Source organism: Neobacillus sp. BF23-41 (assembly GCF_041106275.1).
In genome coordinates, this window is sequence record NZ_JBGBPR010000002.1 from 116,505 (window position 1) to 133,042 (window position 16,538).

Here is a 16,538-nt window from a genome sequence, read left to right on the forward strand (position 1 = left end):
CCATTGGACCAATTCTTCATCCTTCACGGGCATCATACGCTTGAAATTCCTCCTACTTCATCGTTCCATTCCAATTAATCTACCAAGTTCCTCCATCAATACCAAGGCGTGATTATGGACCTTTTCCTTTGCTCCATAGAGGAGTGTTACTGAACCCTCAGCTTCCATTTCAATGATTTGCCGAATATATTCCCTCTTTTGTTCGTCCGTGCGAAGCTCATCAAGGTATCTTCTACTAAATTCCTCAAACAGCTCAGGCTTATGACAAAACCACTTCCGCAGCTCACTGCTTGGAGCTAGATCTTTAAACCAAAACGAAAGCTTCGCCGCATCCTTCGAAATTCCCCTCGGCCATAAACGGTCAATTAAAATTCTACATCCATCCATTTCCTCATAGGACTCATAGATCCTTTTCATAAAAAGATTAGACATAATAATTCACCTCATTCTTATATTAGTTTTTGTGTCCACCCTGTATGGACAAACCCATAGATTTGTCCACGAATGGTGTCAGGCACCAATTGCCCTCAATTAATCTTCGTCTTTTACGTCGATACTTTCTGGGATGGGTTCGTTCAGGATTTCTTCGATTAGTTGTTTGTATTTTTCCATTTGTTTTAGGTGGGTGCTGAATTGTTCTTTGTAGATTAGGTACTCTTCCCCGTCAAATAGGGCGCGGATTTTCTTTTGTTGGATGAGGCTTTTGACAGTTGCCTCAGGAACCGATAAATATTCTGCTGTCTCTTTTATAGTAATGTACAATATGATTACTCCTCTTTTAATAAATTGATTTCTTGGACAACCCGGCCTGCTTTTCCCATTGTATTGCCCGCCTGTGACAATGAATTGAGTATCGCTTCCTCTGTTGCTTCAGCCGCCGCTGTAAAAAGTTGATTCATCATCGGATGATCCTCACGGAGCTGGCTGCGGGTTTCAATCTTCTCATCTGAGTAATGAGGAATTTTATGTGCCGTGGAAAAAGCGATGACTATATCCCCACTGCCATGACTAAAATGACTGCCGGTTCGACCCAGACCAATGCCGCAGCGTTTTGCCAAGCGCTGCAATTGCCGATCACTTAACGGGGCATCGGTTGCTAAGACAATGATAATCGAGCCATCCGAAGTTTCAGATAAACCTTCACTCTCTGAATAGCGATATCTCTGCAGATCTTCCTTTTTGCCAAAATTACTGAGGACAAAGCAGCCAACTGTATAGTCCTCAACCATACGTGAAGAGGAACCAATTCCCCCTTTATAACCAAAACAAATCATTCCCTTGCCTGCCCCGACTGCCCCTTCAACCGCAAGGCAATCCGATGCATTCTTGATTGCCTCAACTGCATGCTCAGGTTTAACAGGAAATAAACGAATAGAATTTAAGTAGCTATCATTGCATTCCCCCACTACTACGTTAACAGTTCCTGTCGTGTCACCAATTTCTTGATTCTCCTCTAACATGTATACCAGTACTCCTTGTGTGACAGCTGGTACCGCGAATGTATTCGTTAGCATGATGGGCGATTCAATAACTCCAAGCTCATTTAACTGAACAAGACCAGTGGTTTTTCCAAAGCCATTAATGACATAACTCGCTGCGGTTACTTTTTCTTTAAACAAATTGCCCTTATGTGGCAGTATCGCCGTTACACCTGTACAGGCATACTCCTCCCCAGACTCATTAAGAGGGTAGTCAATTGTTACATGTCCCACCATCACATCTGCAACATCCGTTATACAGTTTTTCTTGCCAGTTGACAGCTTGCCAACGATAATTCCTTTTTCTCTAACTTTCATCGTCTAAATCCTGGCCGATGATCAAGAAAATTTTGATAGGCAAATCCGCGAACCACTTCTTCACTATAATATTTTAATAGTTCATTAATAAGATTTTGGCTCTTAGAGGCGTCTTCCAAATTGGTAATAAATGTTGAAATTCCATCAAAATCCGAGCCGAATCCAATTTGTTTTACCCCTCCTAATGAGCAAAAGTGATCGATATGTTTAACAAGGTCTGGAATCGTCACTTCTCCAAATTCTTTTACAAAAGGTGGATTGTAAACAACATGAATCAACCCGCCTTTAGCAAACATCGCCGCTGCCTGATCATCTGTGAGGTTTCGCAGATGGTTGCAAAGTGCTCGAGCATTCGAGTGGCTCGCAATCGGATACTTGGCTAATTCAATGACTTCCCAAATCCCCTTGTCGCTTAGGTGGGAAACATCGGTCAGAATTTGATGCTCGTTATTAAACTCGACAATTTCTTTTCCGAACAGCGTCAGCCCCGCGCCGCGCGGTTCACCAGCGCCATCTGCGGCAAGATTAGCTTGATTCCATGTCAGACCAACAGAACGAACCCCGAGTTGGTAAAGTATATGGAGCCTGGCTAAATCGTTCCCAATTGGATCCACGCCTTCAAGCGTTAACATTGCGCCAATCTGACCGATCTTTAAGCGATCAAAATCCGACCATTCTTTGATATGGACCATGTCTGGATTTTTTCCAAGCACTTCCTTGTAAAAATAATCGATTTGCTCGAGGACAACCTGAAATTTCTGGTCCCCCTTTATTTCGGGTTCAATAAATATCGCAAAGCACTGGACTTTAATTTGGCCCTGCTGTAATCGTGTCTTATTGGTTTCTAATTCTGGTGCGTCACAAAATCGCAATGTACCGTGAGCTTCTTGGAGTTTCATTAGGGCATCACAATGTAAATCAATGATATTCATTTAGCAAGTCTCCTTTTTATAAAAATTTTAACACAACAAAATGGGCTAGGTTGATACAAACCCAGCCCAACACAAATTTAATGATTTATTATAAATTAATTAGTTTGATTCCGCCATCATTTTTATACTTGGCAGCACCTTGTCCCAAATTTCTGCACTTAAATCGCGGTATTTTTTCCCTTCCGGCATCACAGAAAAATCCCCTTGTAAAATATGTAGAGTCGTCTTTCCATTGTCCTCAGACAAATGGAAGGTGATCCCGTCTTCTTCCGTGACAAGTGCCTTTTCCTCACTCCGAACATCAAATACAGTAAACCGAAGGAGTATATTCTTCTCGAGAGCCGTTACATTTCCTTCAACAATGACGGTCCCATCCTCCCCTTTCCATAGGACAGGACTTCTGAGCTCCCAAGTGGAATCGAGATGAAACTGTGGTCCGCCGCTTGAAAATTCCGTCGCCCAACGGTTATTATACTCACTAACGGTAAGAACATCCCATACCTTTGACGCTGGAGCATTGATTTCAATCGTTTGGTCAACAAAAAGCTTACTCATTTCATTCCTCCTCTATAATAGTTATTTTAGATACTTTCATTATACTGTAATGAAAAACCTAACTACAATAATTCCAGTAAAGACAAGAAAAAATCGGCGATGGTTGATACACCAGCCGATTAATATTTTCTTAGAAAAACAGGTTCTTTTTCCAATACTTTGATCCTAATGATTTCATGGCAGACATGTAAGACTTTTTCTATATTCTGTGTGGTATTCGCCAATACCCTTAGCGCAAACCCAGATACGGCCAGTATCGAAATACCAATTCTAACATCAAGGAAAGTATCGAGAATTTCTTGCAACTCTTCTACTAAAGCAGGATTGATACGATGATCAATAACAATCATCGTTCCAAAATGGGAAAATCCTTCCATCATGCCAATCCCTCTAAGATCATTGTCAGGTTGAAGTTTTACATGATCAAATAAAATAAGTTTGTCTTCCATATAAATTTCCATTTTTGCTTGGAGTAAGTCATATTTAAAAGGTGTCCCATCAGGAGCCCAGCCTGGAGTAAAAATATCTGTGCAAATAAGGGAAGAGTTTTGTTCCATTCGAATGACCGTACGCTGCTTGAAACAAGCATGCTGGTAAGCAATGACTGGATCTGGCAGATATTCTAAAACACTTCCGCTTTTCAAATGTATGTCCATTTCCTGAAAGGCTGGAGAGGTTCGTGTTTTATATATTTTAGTAGAGGATTGGGTGGTAACAACTACCTCAGCATTCTCCTCCAATAAGATGACCGTTTGGTAGGAATCACCATCCATGTAGCCCCCACCTGGATTCATCACATATAGATAGGCTTCGCCGCCTCCTGTTAGGTAAACAGGTCTAGTAATTTTTAATGCACCCTCTGAGTAGGATTCTTTTAAAATCGTTTTCTTACCTTTTCTTGCACCCGTTAGCCGCAAATATCCGGTCCGCTGTTCCACCTACCCTAATCCTTCCAATAGCGCATTTAACTTGAGCCACTCAATAACCTCGTTTACACCAACATCCTCTTTTAAGTTTGTAAAGATATATGGCTTCTTGCCTCTTGCCAGCTTTGTATCTGCCTCCATGACTTCTAAGCTTGCTCCTACATATGGAGCTAAATCAATTTTGTTGATAATAAACAGATCAGATTTAATCATCCCTTGGCCGCCTTTACGCGGAATTTTTTCACCTTGGGCTACATCAATAATATAAATAGAAAAGTCTACGAGTTCGGGACTAAAGGTGGCAGCTAGGTTATCGCCGCCGCTCTCGACAAAAATAAGTGATAGATTCGGATGTTTCTCCTTTAGCTCATCAATTGCAGCAAAATTCATGGATGCGTCTTCCCGGATCGCCGTATGCGGGCATCCTCCTGTTTCCACACCAATAATTCGATCCTCTGAAAGTACACTATTTTTTATTAAAAATTGTGCATCTTCCTTGGTGTAAATGTCATTGGTTACGACCGCCATGTTATATTCATCTTTGAGGTATCTCGTTAATCGCTCCACAAGCAACGTCTTCCCTGCTCCAACTGGTCCGCCAACTCCTATACGTATCGGTTCCATCGTTACCCCTTCTTTCATCATTTTTTAGGACATAAACAAACGGGTATGTAATCTCTCGTGACGCATTTGTGAAATTTCAATTCCAGGGGCCACAGCTCCAAAGTCATCAGTATCCATTCCTTCAATTTTCTCTGTAGTCTTTTGTAAATAGGGGTGTAATTCCAAAAGAATACGTTGACCAGCTGTTTGCCCAAGTGGTATCCCTCTTACACCATTCTGAATAAGGGTCACCATACTTGAATACAAGAAAGTCAGTATTCCTTGTCTTTTCTCGATTCCTAAGTACTGGCAGATAATCGAAAAAGCAATTCCAGGATGACCATACGCCTCCTTGGCACGTATCTTTTTTAGGTATTCTTCTAATAATGATATCGAATATAAATCAATTCCCATTCGAATCAATCTTTCTCCAATCCTTCGGTTTGCCTCTCGTGCTTCTTTAGGGATATTCTGGACAAACAATTTTTGATCGAGCACCCATAGCACTGGCCTAGCATTTTTTTGTAAGGCGTCAAAGGTCAATCTGCAGGCAAGTCCGTCCGTATAGGCGATTTGTTTTTCCAAGTAAATTCGAATCCATTCAAAAAAGGTTTCCTTACTATAGACGATTTCTTCCTGGATGTAGGTTTCCAATCCAAATGAATGAGAAAAAGCTCCCGACGGAAAATTGGAATCCCCTATTTGCAATAAGGACAAGAGTTGATTATCCATGGGAGTGACCGATATGCCGGAATGCCTTTTTCACTTTTCTATCTTCCCTTGCGTATGGAATCTCTAATTGTTTCAGCAGTTCTTCCACAAGGTAATCATATTGGACGAGCATCACCTTGCCTTCAAATTGTGCAGGCAAGTGGCGGTTACCCAACTGATGCGCAATTTCCCCCATTTGCTTAAAGCTTGTCGGATGAATTACCAGCAAGTCGTCACTCGTGACAGTGACAACGATCATATTTCGATCATCCATGAATAATACATCGCCATCAATCAGGTCTTTTGGTTCCTTCAGCCGGATGCCAATCTCTTTACCGTGGTCCGTTGTCACCCGCTGAATTCGCTTCACTAAGTCATCGCTTGATATATATACTCTTTCAATGTGGCGGCCAGAGGCTGTGATTTCATCTACATTTCCCACGATTTGTTCAATGATCATGATTTTCCTCCTAAAATAAGAAATAACGCTGTGCCATCGGTAATACTTCTGCTGGATCACAGGTCACAAGTTCACCATCCACAATGACTTCATAGGTTTGTGGGTCCACTTCAATTGTTGGCATCTCCGCATTGAGCATCATATCTGTTTTTGATAGCTGGCGAATTCCCTTTACTGGTTTGATTTGTTTTTTTAGTCCAAGCTTTTCAGGTACACCAAGTTCAATGGCTGCTTTTGACATGAAAGTAATTGAGGTGCTGTACTTGGCTTTTCCGAAGGAAGCAAACATTGGACGGTACAGAACTGGCTGCGGAGTAGGTATGGAGGCATTCGGATCTCCCATTAAACTGTGGGCAATCATTCCACCTTTAATGACGATCTCTGGTTTAACGCCAAAGAATGCAGGTTCCCAAATGACGAGATCCGCCAATTTCCCCACTTCCACCGAACCAACCTCCTCAGCAATACCGTGCGTAATTGCCGGATTAATCGTATATTTGGCAATGTATCGCTTTACACGGGAGTTATCTCCTACTCCTGTGTCTTCAGGCAACTTGCCTCGTTGCTTTCGCATCTTATCAGCGGTTTGCCAGGTTCGAGTAATTACTTCGCGGACTCTCCCCATCGCTTGTGAATCTGAACTTATCATGCTGAATACACCCATGTCGTGGAGAATATCTTCCGCTGCAATCGTTTCTTTTCTGATGCGTGAATCAGCAAAGGCAATGTCCTCAGGTACGTCCGGGTCTAAGTGATGACAAACCATTAGCATATCTAAGTGTTCATCTAAGGTATTTTTTGTATAAGGCCGTGTTGGATTGGTGGATGACGGCAGGATATACGGAAAGCTTGCGACCTTAATAATATCGGGAGCATGACCGCCGCCGGCTCCTTCTGTATGATAGGTATGGATAACTCGGCCATTAATGGCTGCCAAAGTATCTTCTACAAAACCGCCTTCATTTAATGTATCGGTGTGAATGGCTACTTGGACATCATACTTGTCCGCAACCCTGAGGCAATGGTCAATGGCTGAGGCGGTCGTCCCCCAGTCTTCATGCAGTTTAAGTCCAATCACGCCGGCATTGATTTGTTCAATTAACGGTTCTTCAGCGGACGAATTCCCCTTTCCTAAGAATCCAAGATTCATTGGGAATTCTTCGGCAGCTTCTAACATTCGGTGAATATTCCATTCACCCGGTGTACAAGTGGTTGCATTTGTTCCGGTTGCCGGACCAGTGCCGCCGCCAATCATGGTTGTAATCCCAGATGAAAGGGCGGTTTCGATTTGCTGCGGGCTTATAAAATGGATATGGGCATCAATGCCGCCAGCCGTTACAATCATGCCTTCTCCAGCAATGACTTCCGTTGATGCCCCAATGATCATGTCTACCCCTTCCATTAAAAGAGGATTTCCACTTTTTCCAATCCCAGCGATTCGGCCATCACGAATTCCAATGTCCGCCTTATAAATCCCGCTATAATCTAGAATAATCGCATTGGTTATTACAGCATCAAGTGCCCCATCTACTCGTGTAGCAAGCGGATGCTGTCCCATCCCGTCACGGATTACTTTTCCGCCGCCAAATTTGACCTCATCACCATAAACGGTAAGATCCTTTTCTATTTCGATAAATAAATCGGTGTCCGCTAGCCGGATGGCATCGCCTGTTGTAGGACCAAACATGTCTGCATATTGCTTTCTCGACATTCGAAAACTCATAACGGGTTCCCCTCTCCTTGGTCCAATGGGCCATCGGTTTTATTATTTAACCCATAGACTTCTCTTTGACCGGCGAAGGGAACGAGTTCTACTTCTTTCGCATCTCCTGGTTCAAACCGAACAGCGGTACCAGCAGGGATATTTAGGTGCCTGCCAAATGCTTGGTCTCGTTCAAATCTTAAAGCGCCATTTACTTCGTAAAAATGAAAATGGGACCCGATTTGAATTGGCCGATCGCCTTGATTGAGCACCATAACTTTAGAAGCCTTCCTACCCTGGTTGCAGATAATCGGCTCTTGTCTTAATCGATATTCTCCTGGTATCAACATCGCACCCCCTTATCTATAAAAATATCAATCTAGCGAATCGGCTCATGTACGGTAACAAGCTTGGTTCCATCTGGAAATGTTGCCTCTACTTGGATATCGTGAATCATTTCCGGTATCCCTTCCATCACATCTTCGCTTGATAATATCTTTGTTCCCTCACTCATTAATTCAGCCACCGATTTCCCATCTCTTGCCCCCTCCATAATTTCGTAGGTGATGAGGGCAATCGCTTCGGGATAATTTAATTTTAGACCCCGGTCCTTTCGGCGCCTGGCCAAGTCTGCTGCGATGACAATCATTAATTTTTCCTGCTCCCGCTGGGTTAATTTCATCCCTTACCTCCCCCTAGTAAATCATAAAGTGTACAGGCAATAATCTTTGTGGCATCAACCAGATCATCTACACGGATATTTTCATCAGCCCGGTGCCCATTAGCCTCTTCCAGCAATTTGGGCCCAACACCAAACATGATCGTTGGGATGCCTTTTTCATAAAAATGACGGGCATCTGCATAGATCGGTACTCCGTTTATCGCTAAATCACCTTTCCCTTTCATAATGGACTGCCAGTTCGCGGATAATGCTGAAATCAGTGGTGAATCTTCCGGAACAGGCCCGAAGCTTTCTGCATGAAGTATTTTTCGAATTTCTAGTTTTATTCCTTGGGTCGTCTTAACCGCTTCTTCCACAACTTTTCTAAATTCCACTTCCGCTTGAACCCCGTCTTCACCTGGAATTAATCTTCGGTCAACCCTTATTGTACATTCGTCGGGTACAACATTTGTGTTAATTCCTCCCGAAATGAGACCGACAACCAAGGTTGGGTGGTCAATCCCAGGCACAGTAGATTTATTGGCCGTGAGAGTCTGCCGATATTCGTATAAACCATTTAAAATCTTTGTCGTCGCCTCAAGCGCATCAATTCCTGTATGTGGCAGGGCAGCATGGGCAGACTTCCCTGTTGTTTTCACTTCAAAATGTATACAGCCGTTATGGGCATTAACTGCCGAATAGGTAAAGCCAGCTGCAATCGCCTGGTCAGGACTGATATTCCCTTGATCTAGCAGCCTTTTGGGTCCTAATTCTCCGCCTGTTTCTTCATCAAAAGTAAAAGCAAGGTCGACTTTCCCGTGCAGAGGGTGACTGATTTTGACTTTTTTTAAGGCTAAAACGGCGTATGAATAGGCAGCAATATCAGATTTTGAAACTGCCACGCCCCGTCCATACATCTTTCCATTAATGATCTCCCCTCCGTATGGGTCAACACTCCAGCCTAACCCAGGGGGCACCACATCACCATGAGCATTTAAGACAATATTTGTTCCTGCCCCGTTCCCAAACTCGGTGCTGCTAAGAACATTGGCCAAACTAAACATTCCAGCGGCTTTGACTTCCTCTTCATCTACCTCTAATAGAGATACATCCACAAAGCCAAGTTCTTGAAGCTGGTGGTGTAAGAAGGCAGCAATAGGGTAACAATCACCAGCAGGGTTATCAGAAGGAACCTGCACTATTTTTTTTAGAAAATCAATCATTTCTGCTTGGTGCTCCTCAATCCACTGGACCAAACTTTTCTTATCCTGATTCATAAAGCTCCTCCTTTTGGTTGCGTGTCCACTTACAGGCAAACACCAAATTTCTCCTGGATCACCCCGGATTGTTCATCATAAATGACCTTTCCTCTTAAAATCGTTTTCTTCACCTTAAGTAAAAACTCTCTATTTTCATAAGGTGAATAGGCATTTCGAAAAGCCAATGATTGTTTATCAGCAATCGTTGTTTCATCTAAACGTATCAAAACAAGGTCAGCGTCTAAGCCGGGACGAATTCGCCCTTTTCGGTCTGCTATTCCAAACCGTTCAGCCACATTCGACGTCCCTAATGGTAAAATTTGTTTAAGGTTAATTCTCCGTTTAAGGGCCTCATCAAGCAAGGCCAGCCAGGTAAATTGAACCCCTTGAATCCCTCCCCATGCATCCCAGATGGAATCCGTTGCTTTCATCGAATAAAGACACGGGGAATGATCAGATCCAATCGTGTCAATCCAGCCTCTCTGAATGCAGTCCCATAGCCCCTCTACCTCTTCGCGCGATCTTAGCGGCGGCGCACATTTGAGGATGGCACCACTTTTAATAAAATCCTCTTCATCAAAAAGTAAATAATGCGGGCAGGTTTCAACTGTAACGTCTACTCCGCTTTTTTTGGCTTGATCGATAATTCCGATTACCTTCGCCGAACTAATATGAACAAGATGAAGGGCTGTTCCGTATTTGGCAGCAAGCTCTAAGGCATAACTAACTGCTTTCTCTTCTGCTGATACGGGCCTGCTCGCGAGAAAGGCCTTTCGTTCATTCATCCCATCCCTATGTTTATAGAAAGCTGTAAATTTATTAATCTCCTCTTCCCATTCCGCATGGAGAGCGAGAATCTTCTTATGCTCCTTTGCAGCCTGCATGGCTTGTTTCAATCCATCAGGTGGGACAAAGCGGAAATCCTCAATCCCACTCTCACTCATAAATGCTTTCCAGGCAATAATCCCCTTACTCATTTGAGTGAGTTCTCGCCGGTTAGCGAGGTTCGTATCTGTCATTCCACCCCAGAGAGCATAATCGACATGAGACATAGAGGTTAAATACTCTTTTTTATCAAGTAAATTCTTAACAGTAGTAACAGAAGGGGCACAATTCAGCGGCATATCAAAAATGGTAGTGGTTCCGCCGATAGCAGCAGCTAGACTTCCTGTCTCGATTCCTTCCCAATCCGTTCTTCCTGGGTCATTGAAATGGACATGGGCATCAATAAAGCCAGGAACAACTAGACAGCCGCTTGCATCAATAATCGTATTCGTTTCCTCTTTCAATGGTTCTCCTTCACTTTTTACAAGGGAGTCAATCCTCTCATCAAGAACTCGAATATTTACCTCTCGAAAACCTTCCTCAGTAAAAACAAGACCATTCTTCACCCATAGATCTTTCATCTTATGACCCTCCTTAACTCCCGCGATAGGTACTATACCCACCAGGTGAAATCAACAATGGTACATGATAGTGGGAGGCGGGTTCAGAAATGCCAAAGCGAACGGGAACACAATCTAGGAACGAAGGATCTCCGAGTAAAGGGCCGCGATTCCGAAAATAATTTCCAACATGAAAACGAATTTCATAGATTCCCTTTTTCATACTGTCCCCTTCGAGGAGAGGTTGATTTACTCGGCCATCTTCATTGGTTTGGCTGAATTGAATAAATTCGTATGTGTTGTCTGGACCTACCTGCCATAATTCCACTACCACTCCACTTGCCGGTTTTCCCAAACTTAAATCAAGGACATGCGTGGTTACCTTTCCAGTCATTTCGGTGATTCCCCTGGATTTTCTAAATCTTCACGTGTCATGGAAAAACATTGAAACCCATACGGAGGACGCGGTTCGGTAAAAACTTTCCCTTCTTGTGAGGCAGGGATTTCGTCTAAAACGGTTTCCCAGGTCCGGTTATTGGATTCAAAGCGAACCTCCACTAACTGTGGAAAACGCTCTAATATACGAAGACCAATGCGGTAGATAAGATTTTGAATGGAGGGAGAATTCTCTTCATGAAAAACCGTATAAGCAATATCTCTAACTTGCTCTGCTGCGACATATCCATCTGTGGTACTGCCCTTTGCAGCATCGAAATCGTTATAGCGCCACCCAATATTCAAAAAGATAAATAGCGGCCGGTCATAAGACTCTGGCAGTGTCGTATATTCATCCTTCACAAATCCATAAAAGGAGCTGCCACGTACCTTTAAAAGCTTTAGTCCCTTCAAACTGCTGAGATGATCGGCTGTAATGATCTTTTCTCCAGAGCGTTTCACTTCAACTTGAGCCAACGATTGTTCATTTAATGAATAGCGGAATACGAATGGACTCGGTTCAAAACTATCTGTCGTTGGTACGGGGAGCTCGTCAAATGGGATTTGTTCGCTAGAGATATCGACAGCACTCATATGAGGATACGTTTCAAGGAAACGGCGGGCGACAAATTCTAGGAATCCTTCTTGTGTTGAACCTTCATAATCGCCAGCATGTTTTAGAATGAAATTTTTCATCGAATCCGTTGCCACAACTAATGTATTATCCCCATCTTTAAACGACGATAAGAAGGCTTCGCCTTCTACTGCCACCTTAACATTCATTCCAAACAGAATATTGCTGCGGCCCGTAAAGGCTGATTCAGGAATGGTACGGACTCCTGTTAATGGGGCTGCGTAGGTGCGATAAACCCAAACATCTGCTTTACCATAGCGCATCGTTCTTTGCATATCATCATCCCCCTTTATTGAATAACATCATTTAAGCGGAACCCTGCAATTTTATAGACCTCATCCAAGGCTGTCGGGAATTCCTGTTCATAGGTATTGCCCACACGTTCTTTCATCGCTGCAAGAATTGTTTCCTTGCTTTGGCCCTTCACTGCCATAATAAAAGGAAAATCAAATTGCTCGACATACCTCTGATTGAGGGAAACAAACTCACTATGTTCATTCTTCGAGAGCCGATCAAGACCTACTCCCGCTTGCTCCTTTTGAGAAACCTCTGATATTTTTAATCTAGTACCAAGATCCGGATGGGCACGGAGCAGGGACAATTGAAAGGCTGCCTCTGCATTTTTTACAACTGTCACCATTATTTGCAAGAGTTCCTCACGAGATTTAAAGGGTATACTCTCCCATGCCTTCTCAGCCACCCACGGGGAGTGCTCAAACACCCAGCCTACTGTACTCACAAATTCCTCTTTGTTCATTTGATTTATATCCTCTATGGAGCCTTGATTATTTTCCTTTACATCCATGGTTTCATCTCTCCCAAACTAACTGATTTCAGCAGGATTTCAGGAGAAACAGACAACTTGCCTCTCTTCACCACTCGTGCCTCCACCCTTTCAGCCGGTCATATTCTTCTTTGGTATCGACGTCAAAAAAGTCCCAACCGTTCTCATAATCAACTAGTATGCCAGTTAATTTTTCCTTTTTAAAAAGCTGTCGTGCCCCTTCATCCCCCTCTAGTTTCAGTAAATCAGGAACCACCTTTGGCGAAAAAATAATGGGCGGTCTCGGAATCCCCTGAAAACTAGCCGCTATAAACGGAACATTTTTATTTTCCTGATATTCCTTCAGGTATCGTTTAACCAAATCATTGATGATTTCTACTGGTAAGAGCGGTTGATCAGCAAGAAGAATCATGATTCCTTTGGGTTCCATTTCCATGGCTGCAAGCAATCCACTTTTCAAGGAATGAGCCTGCCCTTTATCTGCATCACGGCATCTCAAAGCTTTCCAGCGTTCTCGGAGGGGAGTAAAGAAAAGGGTGCTGTTAACCCAGTAGAGTGTATCCTCTTCCCTTGTCACAACAATCGTATAGTCTAGTTTAGAATTCACTGCCTTTTCTAAGGCTGAATTACCAACTGTTTTCTGCCCCCAAGGGAGTTCAAGCTTGTTAACTCCCATCCGGCGGCTCTTACCCGCCGCAAGATAGACTGCGATGACTCCGTCGTCATCCATCAAGAGAAACCACCATTTGATGCCCTTTTTGAACCCCTTCCATCTTGACCCCCTATTCTTTCCGAGCTATCTAACACTATATATATTGATAGACCTCCCAAAATACACCCATGTTCTTTTTCAATTTTCTGATGATGGGTAGATTTTCAGTAGATAGACGAACATTACTAACAAAGCATATGTCATCTTTTTTCACCATAATATCCAAAATGGGAAATAGTATCTACACTAATGTCATATAATCTAACATGGAAAAATTGTTGATTGGAGCGGAAATCAACAGGCAAGTAACCAGAGCTATTTTATAAAAAAATATGTTAGATATACCTACAACAATTGAGCAATTGTAAGCATCATGTAGAATAATGTATTTTAAATTAATTAACTGGAATGGAGAGGTTGTATGACAGATTCTCACTTTATGGAAAAGGCAATTGAACTAGCGCTAAATAATGTTTTGACGAAGCAAGGGGGACCATTTGGAGCGGTCGTCGTCAAGGACGGCAAGATCATTGGTCTTGGCCGAAATGAAGTAACTGGGACAAACGATCCTACTGCACATGCCGAAGTGCAAGCCATTCGAGATGCCTGCCGGAATTTAAACGACTTCCAGCTGAACGATTGTGAAATCTATACCAGCTGTGAACCTTGTCCAATGTGCATCGGCGCCATTTATTGGGCGCGCCCCAAGGCTGTTTATTATGCTTGCACCAAACAAGATGCAGCGAAAATAGGGTTTGATGATCAATTTATTTATGATCAACTCTCCCTCCCCATCGAATATCGAAAAATACCGATGAAAAAGATTTTTCCCCCAGATGGAGATATTCCGTTTAGAACATGGGAGAATTCACAAGATAAAGTAGAGTATTAATATGACAGAAAAGGATGTTGTCCTATGGAGGCAAAACAGTTAAAGAGAAGAATCTCTGTAGCATCTAAAAGAGAGCCAGCGGATACGGTCATTAAAAATGGGAAAATTATCGATGTCTTTAATGGAGAAATTATCGAAGGAGACCTTGCGATTGTTGATGGATACTTTGCCGGTATAGGTGATTATGAGGGGAATAGGGTGATCGATGCAAATGGCCGTTATATATCCCCTGCTTTTATCGATGGTCATGTTCATATTGAGTCCTCGATGGTCACTCCAAATGAATTTGCAAAGGTACTTCTTCCGCACGGGGTAACTACCATCATTGCAGACCCACATGAAATTGCCAACGTATTAGGCACTGAGGGGATACAATACATGCTTGATTCCTCTGAAGATCTACCGTTTGACTTTTTCTTTATGCTTCCTTCATGTGTTCCTGCGACCGAATTTGAAAATTCCGGCGCCACTCTTAATGCAAAAGATCTAAAACCCTTTTATCAGCAGCCACGAGTCTTAGGTTTAGCTGAAGTCATGAATTTCCCAGCAGTTTATAAGGCTGCGGACGACATGCTTGAAAAAATATTAACGGCAAAACAATCTGGCAAAAAAATTGACGGCCATGCGGCGGGGTTATCGGCCAATGATTTGAATGTGTATCTGGCAGCAGGTATTCGAACAGATCATGAAAGTACAACAGCTGAAGAAGCAAAGGAACGTCTCAGAAGAGGAATGTACCTAATGATTCGCGAAGGTACGGTGGCAAAAGACTTACAACAATTGATTCCCATCGTCAATGAGCGAAATGCAAGAAGATGTTTATTTGTAACGGATGATAAGCATTTAGACGACCTCATCCATGATGGCAGCATCGATCACAACGTAAGGCTGGCGATCGCCTCAGGTATATCTTCCATAACAGCGATTCAAATGGCAACCATTAATGCAGCAGAATGCTTTGGGCTGGAGGCTAAGGGTGCAATTGCACCTGGATACAAAGCGGATTTCTTCCTGTTTGATGACCTTGAGAATATTACTATTACAACCGTTTATAAAGATGGGATTGCCGTTGTCGAGAATGGACGGCTTATTATTGAATCACAGGACCATTCCTTGGTTGAAACAGACCGGTTAAAAAGTTCTGTTCGTTTCCATGAATTAACAGAAAATCATTTTCAAATTCAATTAAAAACGAACAAAGCAAATATAATTGAAATTATCCCTAATAGTCTTGTAACGCGTCATATTATTGAAAAAGTTAATGCTAATGATTCAGGGATATTTCAACCCTCTATCATAAATGACCAATTAAAGCTGGCCGTGATTGAGCGTCATCATATGAAAAATCAAATAGGTTTAGGGATTGTCAAAGGGTTAGGTCTAAAATCAGGTGCGATTGCAACCACCATTGCTCACGATTCCCATAATCTTATTATTGCCGGAACAACCGATTTGGATATGGTAGTTGCTGCCAAGGCGATCAAAGAAATCCAAGGGGGGCTCGTTGTTGTCAATCAAGGCGAAGTGATTGCCTCATTGCGACTTTCCATCGCAGGGTTAATGTCAGATCGCCCGTATCAAGAGGTTTATTCGAATTTAAATGAGATAAATCTTGCCCTCAAAAAACTAGGTGCACACGACCACTTCAACCCATTTTTAACGATTTCGTTTTTATCACTTCCTGTCATACCGGAACTTAAGCTAACTGATAAGGGTTTGTTCCAGATTAGTAAGTTTGAGCATATAGATCTCGATGCTTAGGAAATAATAAAATATCTAGCAAAGGTGCTGGATAGAAGAAAACACCCTGGTTTGAAAGGATGGGAAAATGAAGAAAAGTATATTTAATGAGGGTGATGAAGTAAATATTCGTTCTTCGGGTGAATCAGTAACAATCAATAAATCTCAATATGTAAAAAACATGAAAAGGTACTCTTACATTGTCAATGAACATCCAAATACCTTTTTCTTTGAAGAAGAACTAACAAAAGATTAAGCTATTTTTTGACTGAGTTTTTTGTCATTGGAAATTATCTCTTTAAATTCAAAGGAGAAACACCTCCAAATGTCGAAGTTAAGGTAAAGGGGTTG

General features: G+C 42.5%; 21 protein-coding genes. 3 read left to right on the forward strand and 18 right to left on the reverse strand.

The genetic code is table 11. The features are described 5' to 3' along the window. Positions 1–57 precede the first annotated feature (57 nt). From AB7942_RS03725 to AB7942_RS03810, 18 genes are all read right to left on the reverse strand, one after another. Positions 58–432, reverse strand: a complete 375-nt coding sequence (locus AB7942_RS03725) for a DUF488 domain-containing protein (RefSeq protein ID WP_369445841.1) — start codon at positions 430–432, stop codon at positions 58–60. Positions 433–531: 99 nt separating this feature from the next. Continuing rightward, positions 532–762: an excisionase family DNA-binding protein gene (locus tag AB7942_RS03730; RefSeq protein WP_088085696.1), complete on the reverse strand. Its 231-nt coding sequence runs from the start codon at positions 760–762 to the stop codon at positions 532–534. 5 nt (positions 763–767) lie between these two features. Beyond that, on the reverse strand, positions 768–1,796 hold the full coding sequence (locus AB7942_RS03735; RefSeq protein WP_369445842.1) for a DmpA family aminopeptidase: 1,029 nt from the start codon (positions 1,794–1,796) through the stop codon (positions 768–770). Then, positions 1,793–2,728, reverse strand: coding sequence for a dipeptidase (locus AB7942_RS03740; RefSeq protein ID WP_369445843.1), 936 nt, complete (start codon positions 2,726–2,728; stop codon positions 1,793–1,795). The genes AB7942_RS03735 and AB7942_RS03740 overlap by 4 nt, the downstream gene beginning before the upstream one ends. A 99-nt stretch (positions 2,729–2,827) precedes the next feature. Further along, on the reverse strand, positions 2,828–3,283 hold the full coding sequence (locus AB7942_RS03745) for an SRPBCC family protein (RefSeq protein WP_369445844.1): 456 nt from the start codon (positions 3,281–3,283) through the stop codon (positions 2,828–2,830). A 119-nt stretch (positions 3,284–3,402) separates the two neighbouring features. Continuing rightward, a complete protein-coding gene (locus tag AB7942_RS03750) occupies positions 3,403–4,221 on the reverse strand; it encodes an urease accessory protein UreD (RefSeq protein WP_369445845.1) in 819 nt (272 codons plus the stop codon). Further along, the gene (gene ureG, locus AB7942_RS03755) at positions 4,222–4,833 is read right to left on the reverse strand and encodes an urease accessory protein UreG (protein ID WP_088085691.1); all 612 of its coding nucleotides are present in this window, start codon (positions 4,831–4,833) and stop codon (positions 4,222–4,224) included. A gap of 24 nt (positions 4,834–4,857) precedes the next feature. Then, positions 4,858–5,529, reverse strand: a complete 672-nt coding sequence (locus AB7942_RS03760; protein ID WP_369445846.1) for an urease accessory protein UreF — start codon at positions 5,527–5,529, stop codon at positions 4,858–4,860. A gap of 7 nt (positions 5,530–5,536) precedes the next feature. After that, a complete protein-coding gene (ureE, locus tag AB7942_RS03765; RefSeq protein WP_335439381.1) occupies positions 5,537–5,983 on the reverse strand; it encodes an urease accessory protein UreE in 447 nt (148 codons plus the stop codon). Positions 5,984–5,993: 10 nt separating this feature from the next. Then, positions 5,994–7,706 carry an urease subunit alpha gene (gene ureC / locus AB7942_RS03770; RefSeq protein ID WP_369445847.1) on the reverse strand — a complete coding sequence of 571 codons (1,713 nt, stop codon included), beginning with the start codon at positions 7,704–7,706 and terminating at the stop codon, positions 5,994–5,996. Further along, entirely contained in the window at positions 7,703–8,032 is a 330-nt protein-coding gene (locus AB7942_RS03775; RefSeq protein WP_088085687.1) for an urease subunit beta, read from the reverse strand. Before AB7942_RS03775 ends, ureC begins: the two co-directional genes overlap by 4 nt. Positions 8,033–8,064: 32 nt before the next feature. Further along, positions 8,065–8,367, reverse strand: coding sequence for an urease subunit gamma (locus tag AB7942_RS03780; RefSeq protein WP_168242111.1), 303 nt, complete (start codon positions 8,365–8,367; stop codon positions 8,065–8,067). Then, entirely contained in the window at positions 8,364–9,623 is a 1,260-nt protein-coding gene (locus AB7942_RS03785; protein WP_369445848.1) for an ArgE/DapE family deacylase, read from the reverse strand. The genes AB7942_RS03780 and AB7942_RS03785 overlap by 4 nt, the downstream gene beginning before the upstream one ends. A gap of 29 nt (positions 9,624–9,652) precedes the next feature. Continuing rightward, positions 9,653–11,011 carry an allantoinase AllB gene (gene allB / locus AB7942_RS03790; RefSeq protein WP_369445849.1) on the reverse strand — a complete coding sequence of 453 codons (1,359 nt, stop codon included), beginning with the start codon at positions 11,009–11,011 and terminating at the stop codon, positions 9,653–9,655. A 13-nt stretch (positions 11,012–11,024) separates the two neighbouring features. Then, on the reverse strand, positions 11,025–11,384 hold the full coding sequence (gene uraH, locus AB7942_RS03795) for a hydroxyisourate hydrolase (protein ID WP_369445850.1): 360 nt from the start codon (positions 11,382–11,384) through the stop codon (positions 11,025–11,027). Beyond that, positions 11,381–12,334, reverse strand: coding sequence for a factor-independent urate hydroxylase (pucL, locus tag AB7942_RS03800; RefSeq protein WP_369445851.1), 954 nt, complete (start codon positions 12,332–12,334; stop codon positions 11,381–11,383). The genes uraH and pucL overlap by 4 nt, the downstream gene beginning before the upstream one ends. Positions 12,335–12,348: 14 nt before the next feature. Next, positions 12,349–12,864, reverse strand: coding sequence for a 2-oxo-4-hydroxy-4-carboxy-5-ureidoimidazoline decarboxylase (uraD, locus tag AB7942_RS03805; RefSeq protein WP_369445852.1), 516 nt, complete (start codon positions 12,862–12,864; stop codon positions 12,349–12,351). Positions 12,865–12,931: 67 nt separating this feature from the next. Continuing rightward, a complete protein-coding gene (locus AB7942_RS03810) occupies positions 12,932–13,573 on the reverse strand; it encodes an NTP transferase domain-containing protein (RefSeq protein ID WP_369445853.1) in 642 nt (213 codons plus the stop codon). 403 nt (positions 13,574–13,976) lie between these two features. Between AB7942_RS03810 and AB7942_RS03815 the strand changes: the two genes are divergently transcribed. The 3 genes from AB7942_RS03815 (at position 13,977) to AB7942_RS03825 (ending at position 16,443) form a co-directional block, all read left to right on the forward strand. Beyond that, positions 13,977–14,447, forward strand: a complete 471-nt coding sequence (locus AB7942_RS03815; protein WP_369445854.1) for a nucleoside deaminase — start codon at positions 13,977–13,979, stop codon at positions 14,445–14,447. A gap of 24 nt (positions 14,448–14,471) precedes the next feature. Further along, positions 14,472–16,208 (forward strand): adenine deaminase, encoded by a 1,737-nt coding sequence (gene ade, locus AB7942_RS03820; RefSeq protein WP_369445855.1) that lies wholly within the window; start codon positions 14,472–14,474, stop codon positions 16,206–16,208. 67 nt (positions 16,209–16,275) lie between these two features. Then, the gene (locus AB7942_RS03825) at positions 16,276–16,443 is read left to right on the forward strand and encodes a hypothetical protein (protein WP_168242104.1); all 168 of its coding nucleotides are present in this window, start codon (positions 16,276–16,278) and stop codon (positions 16,441–16,443) included. Positions 16,444–16,538: the final 95 nt, after the last annotated feature.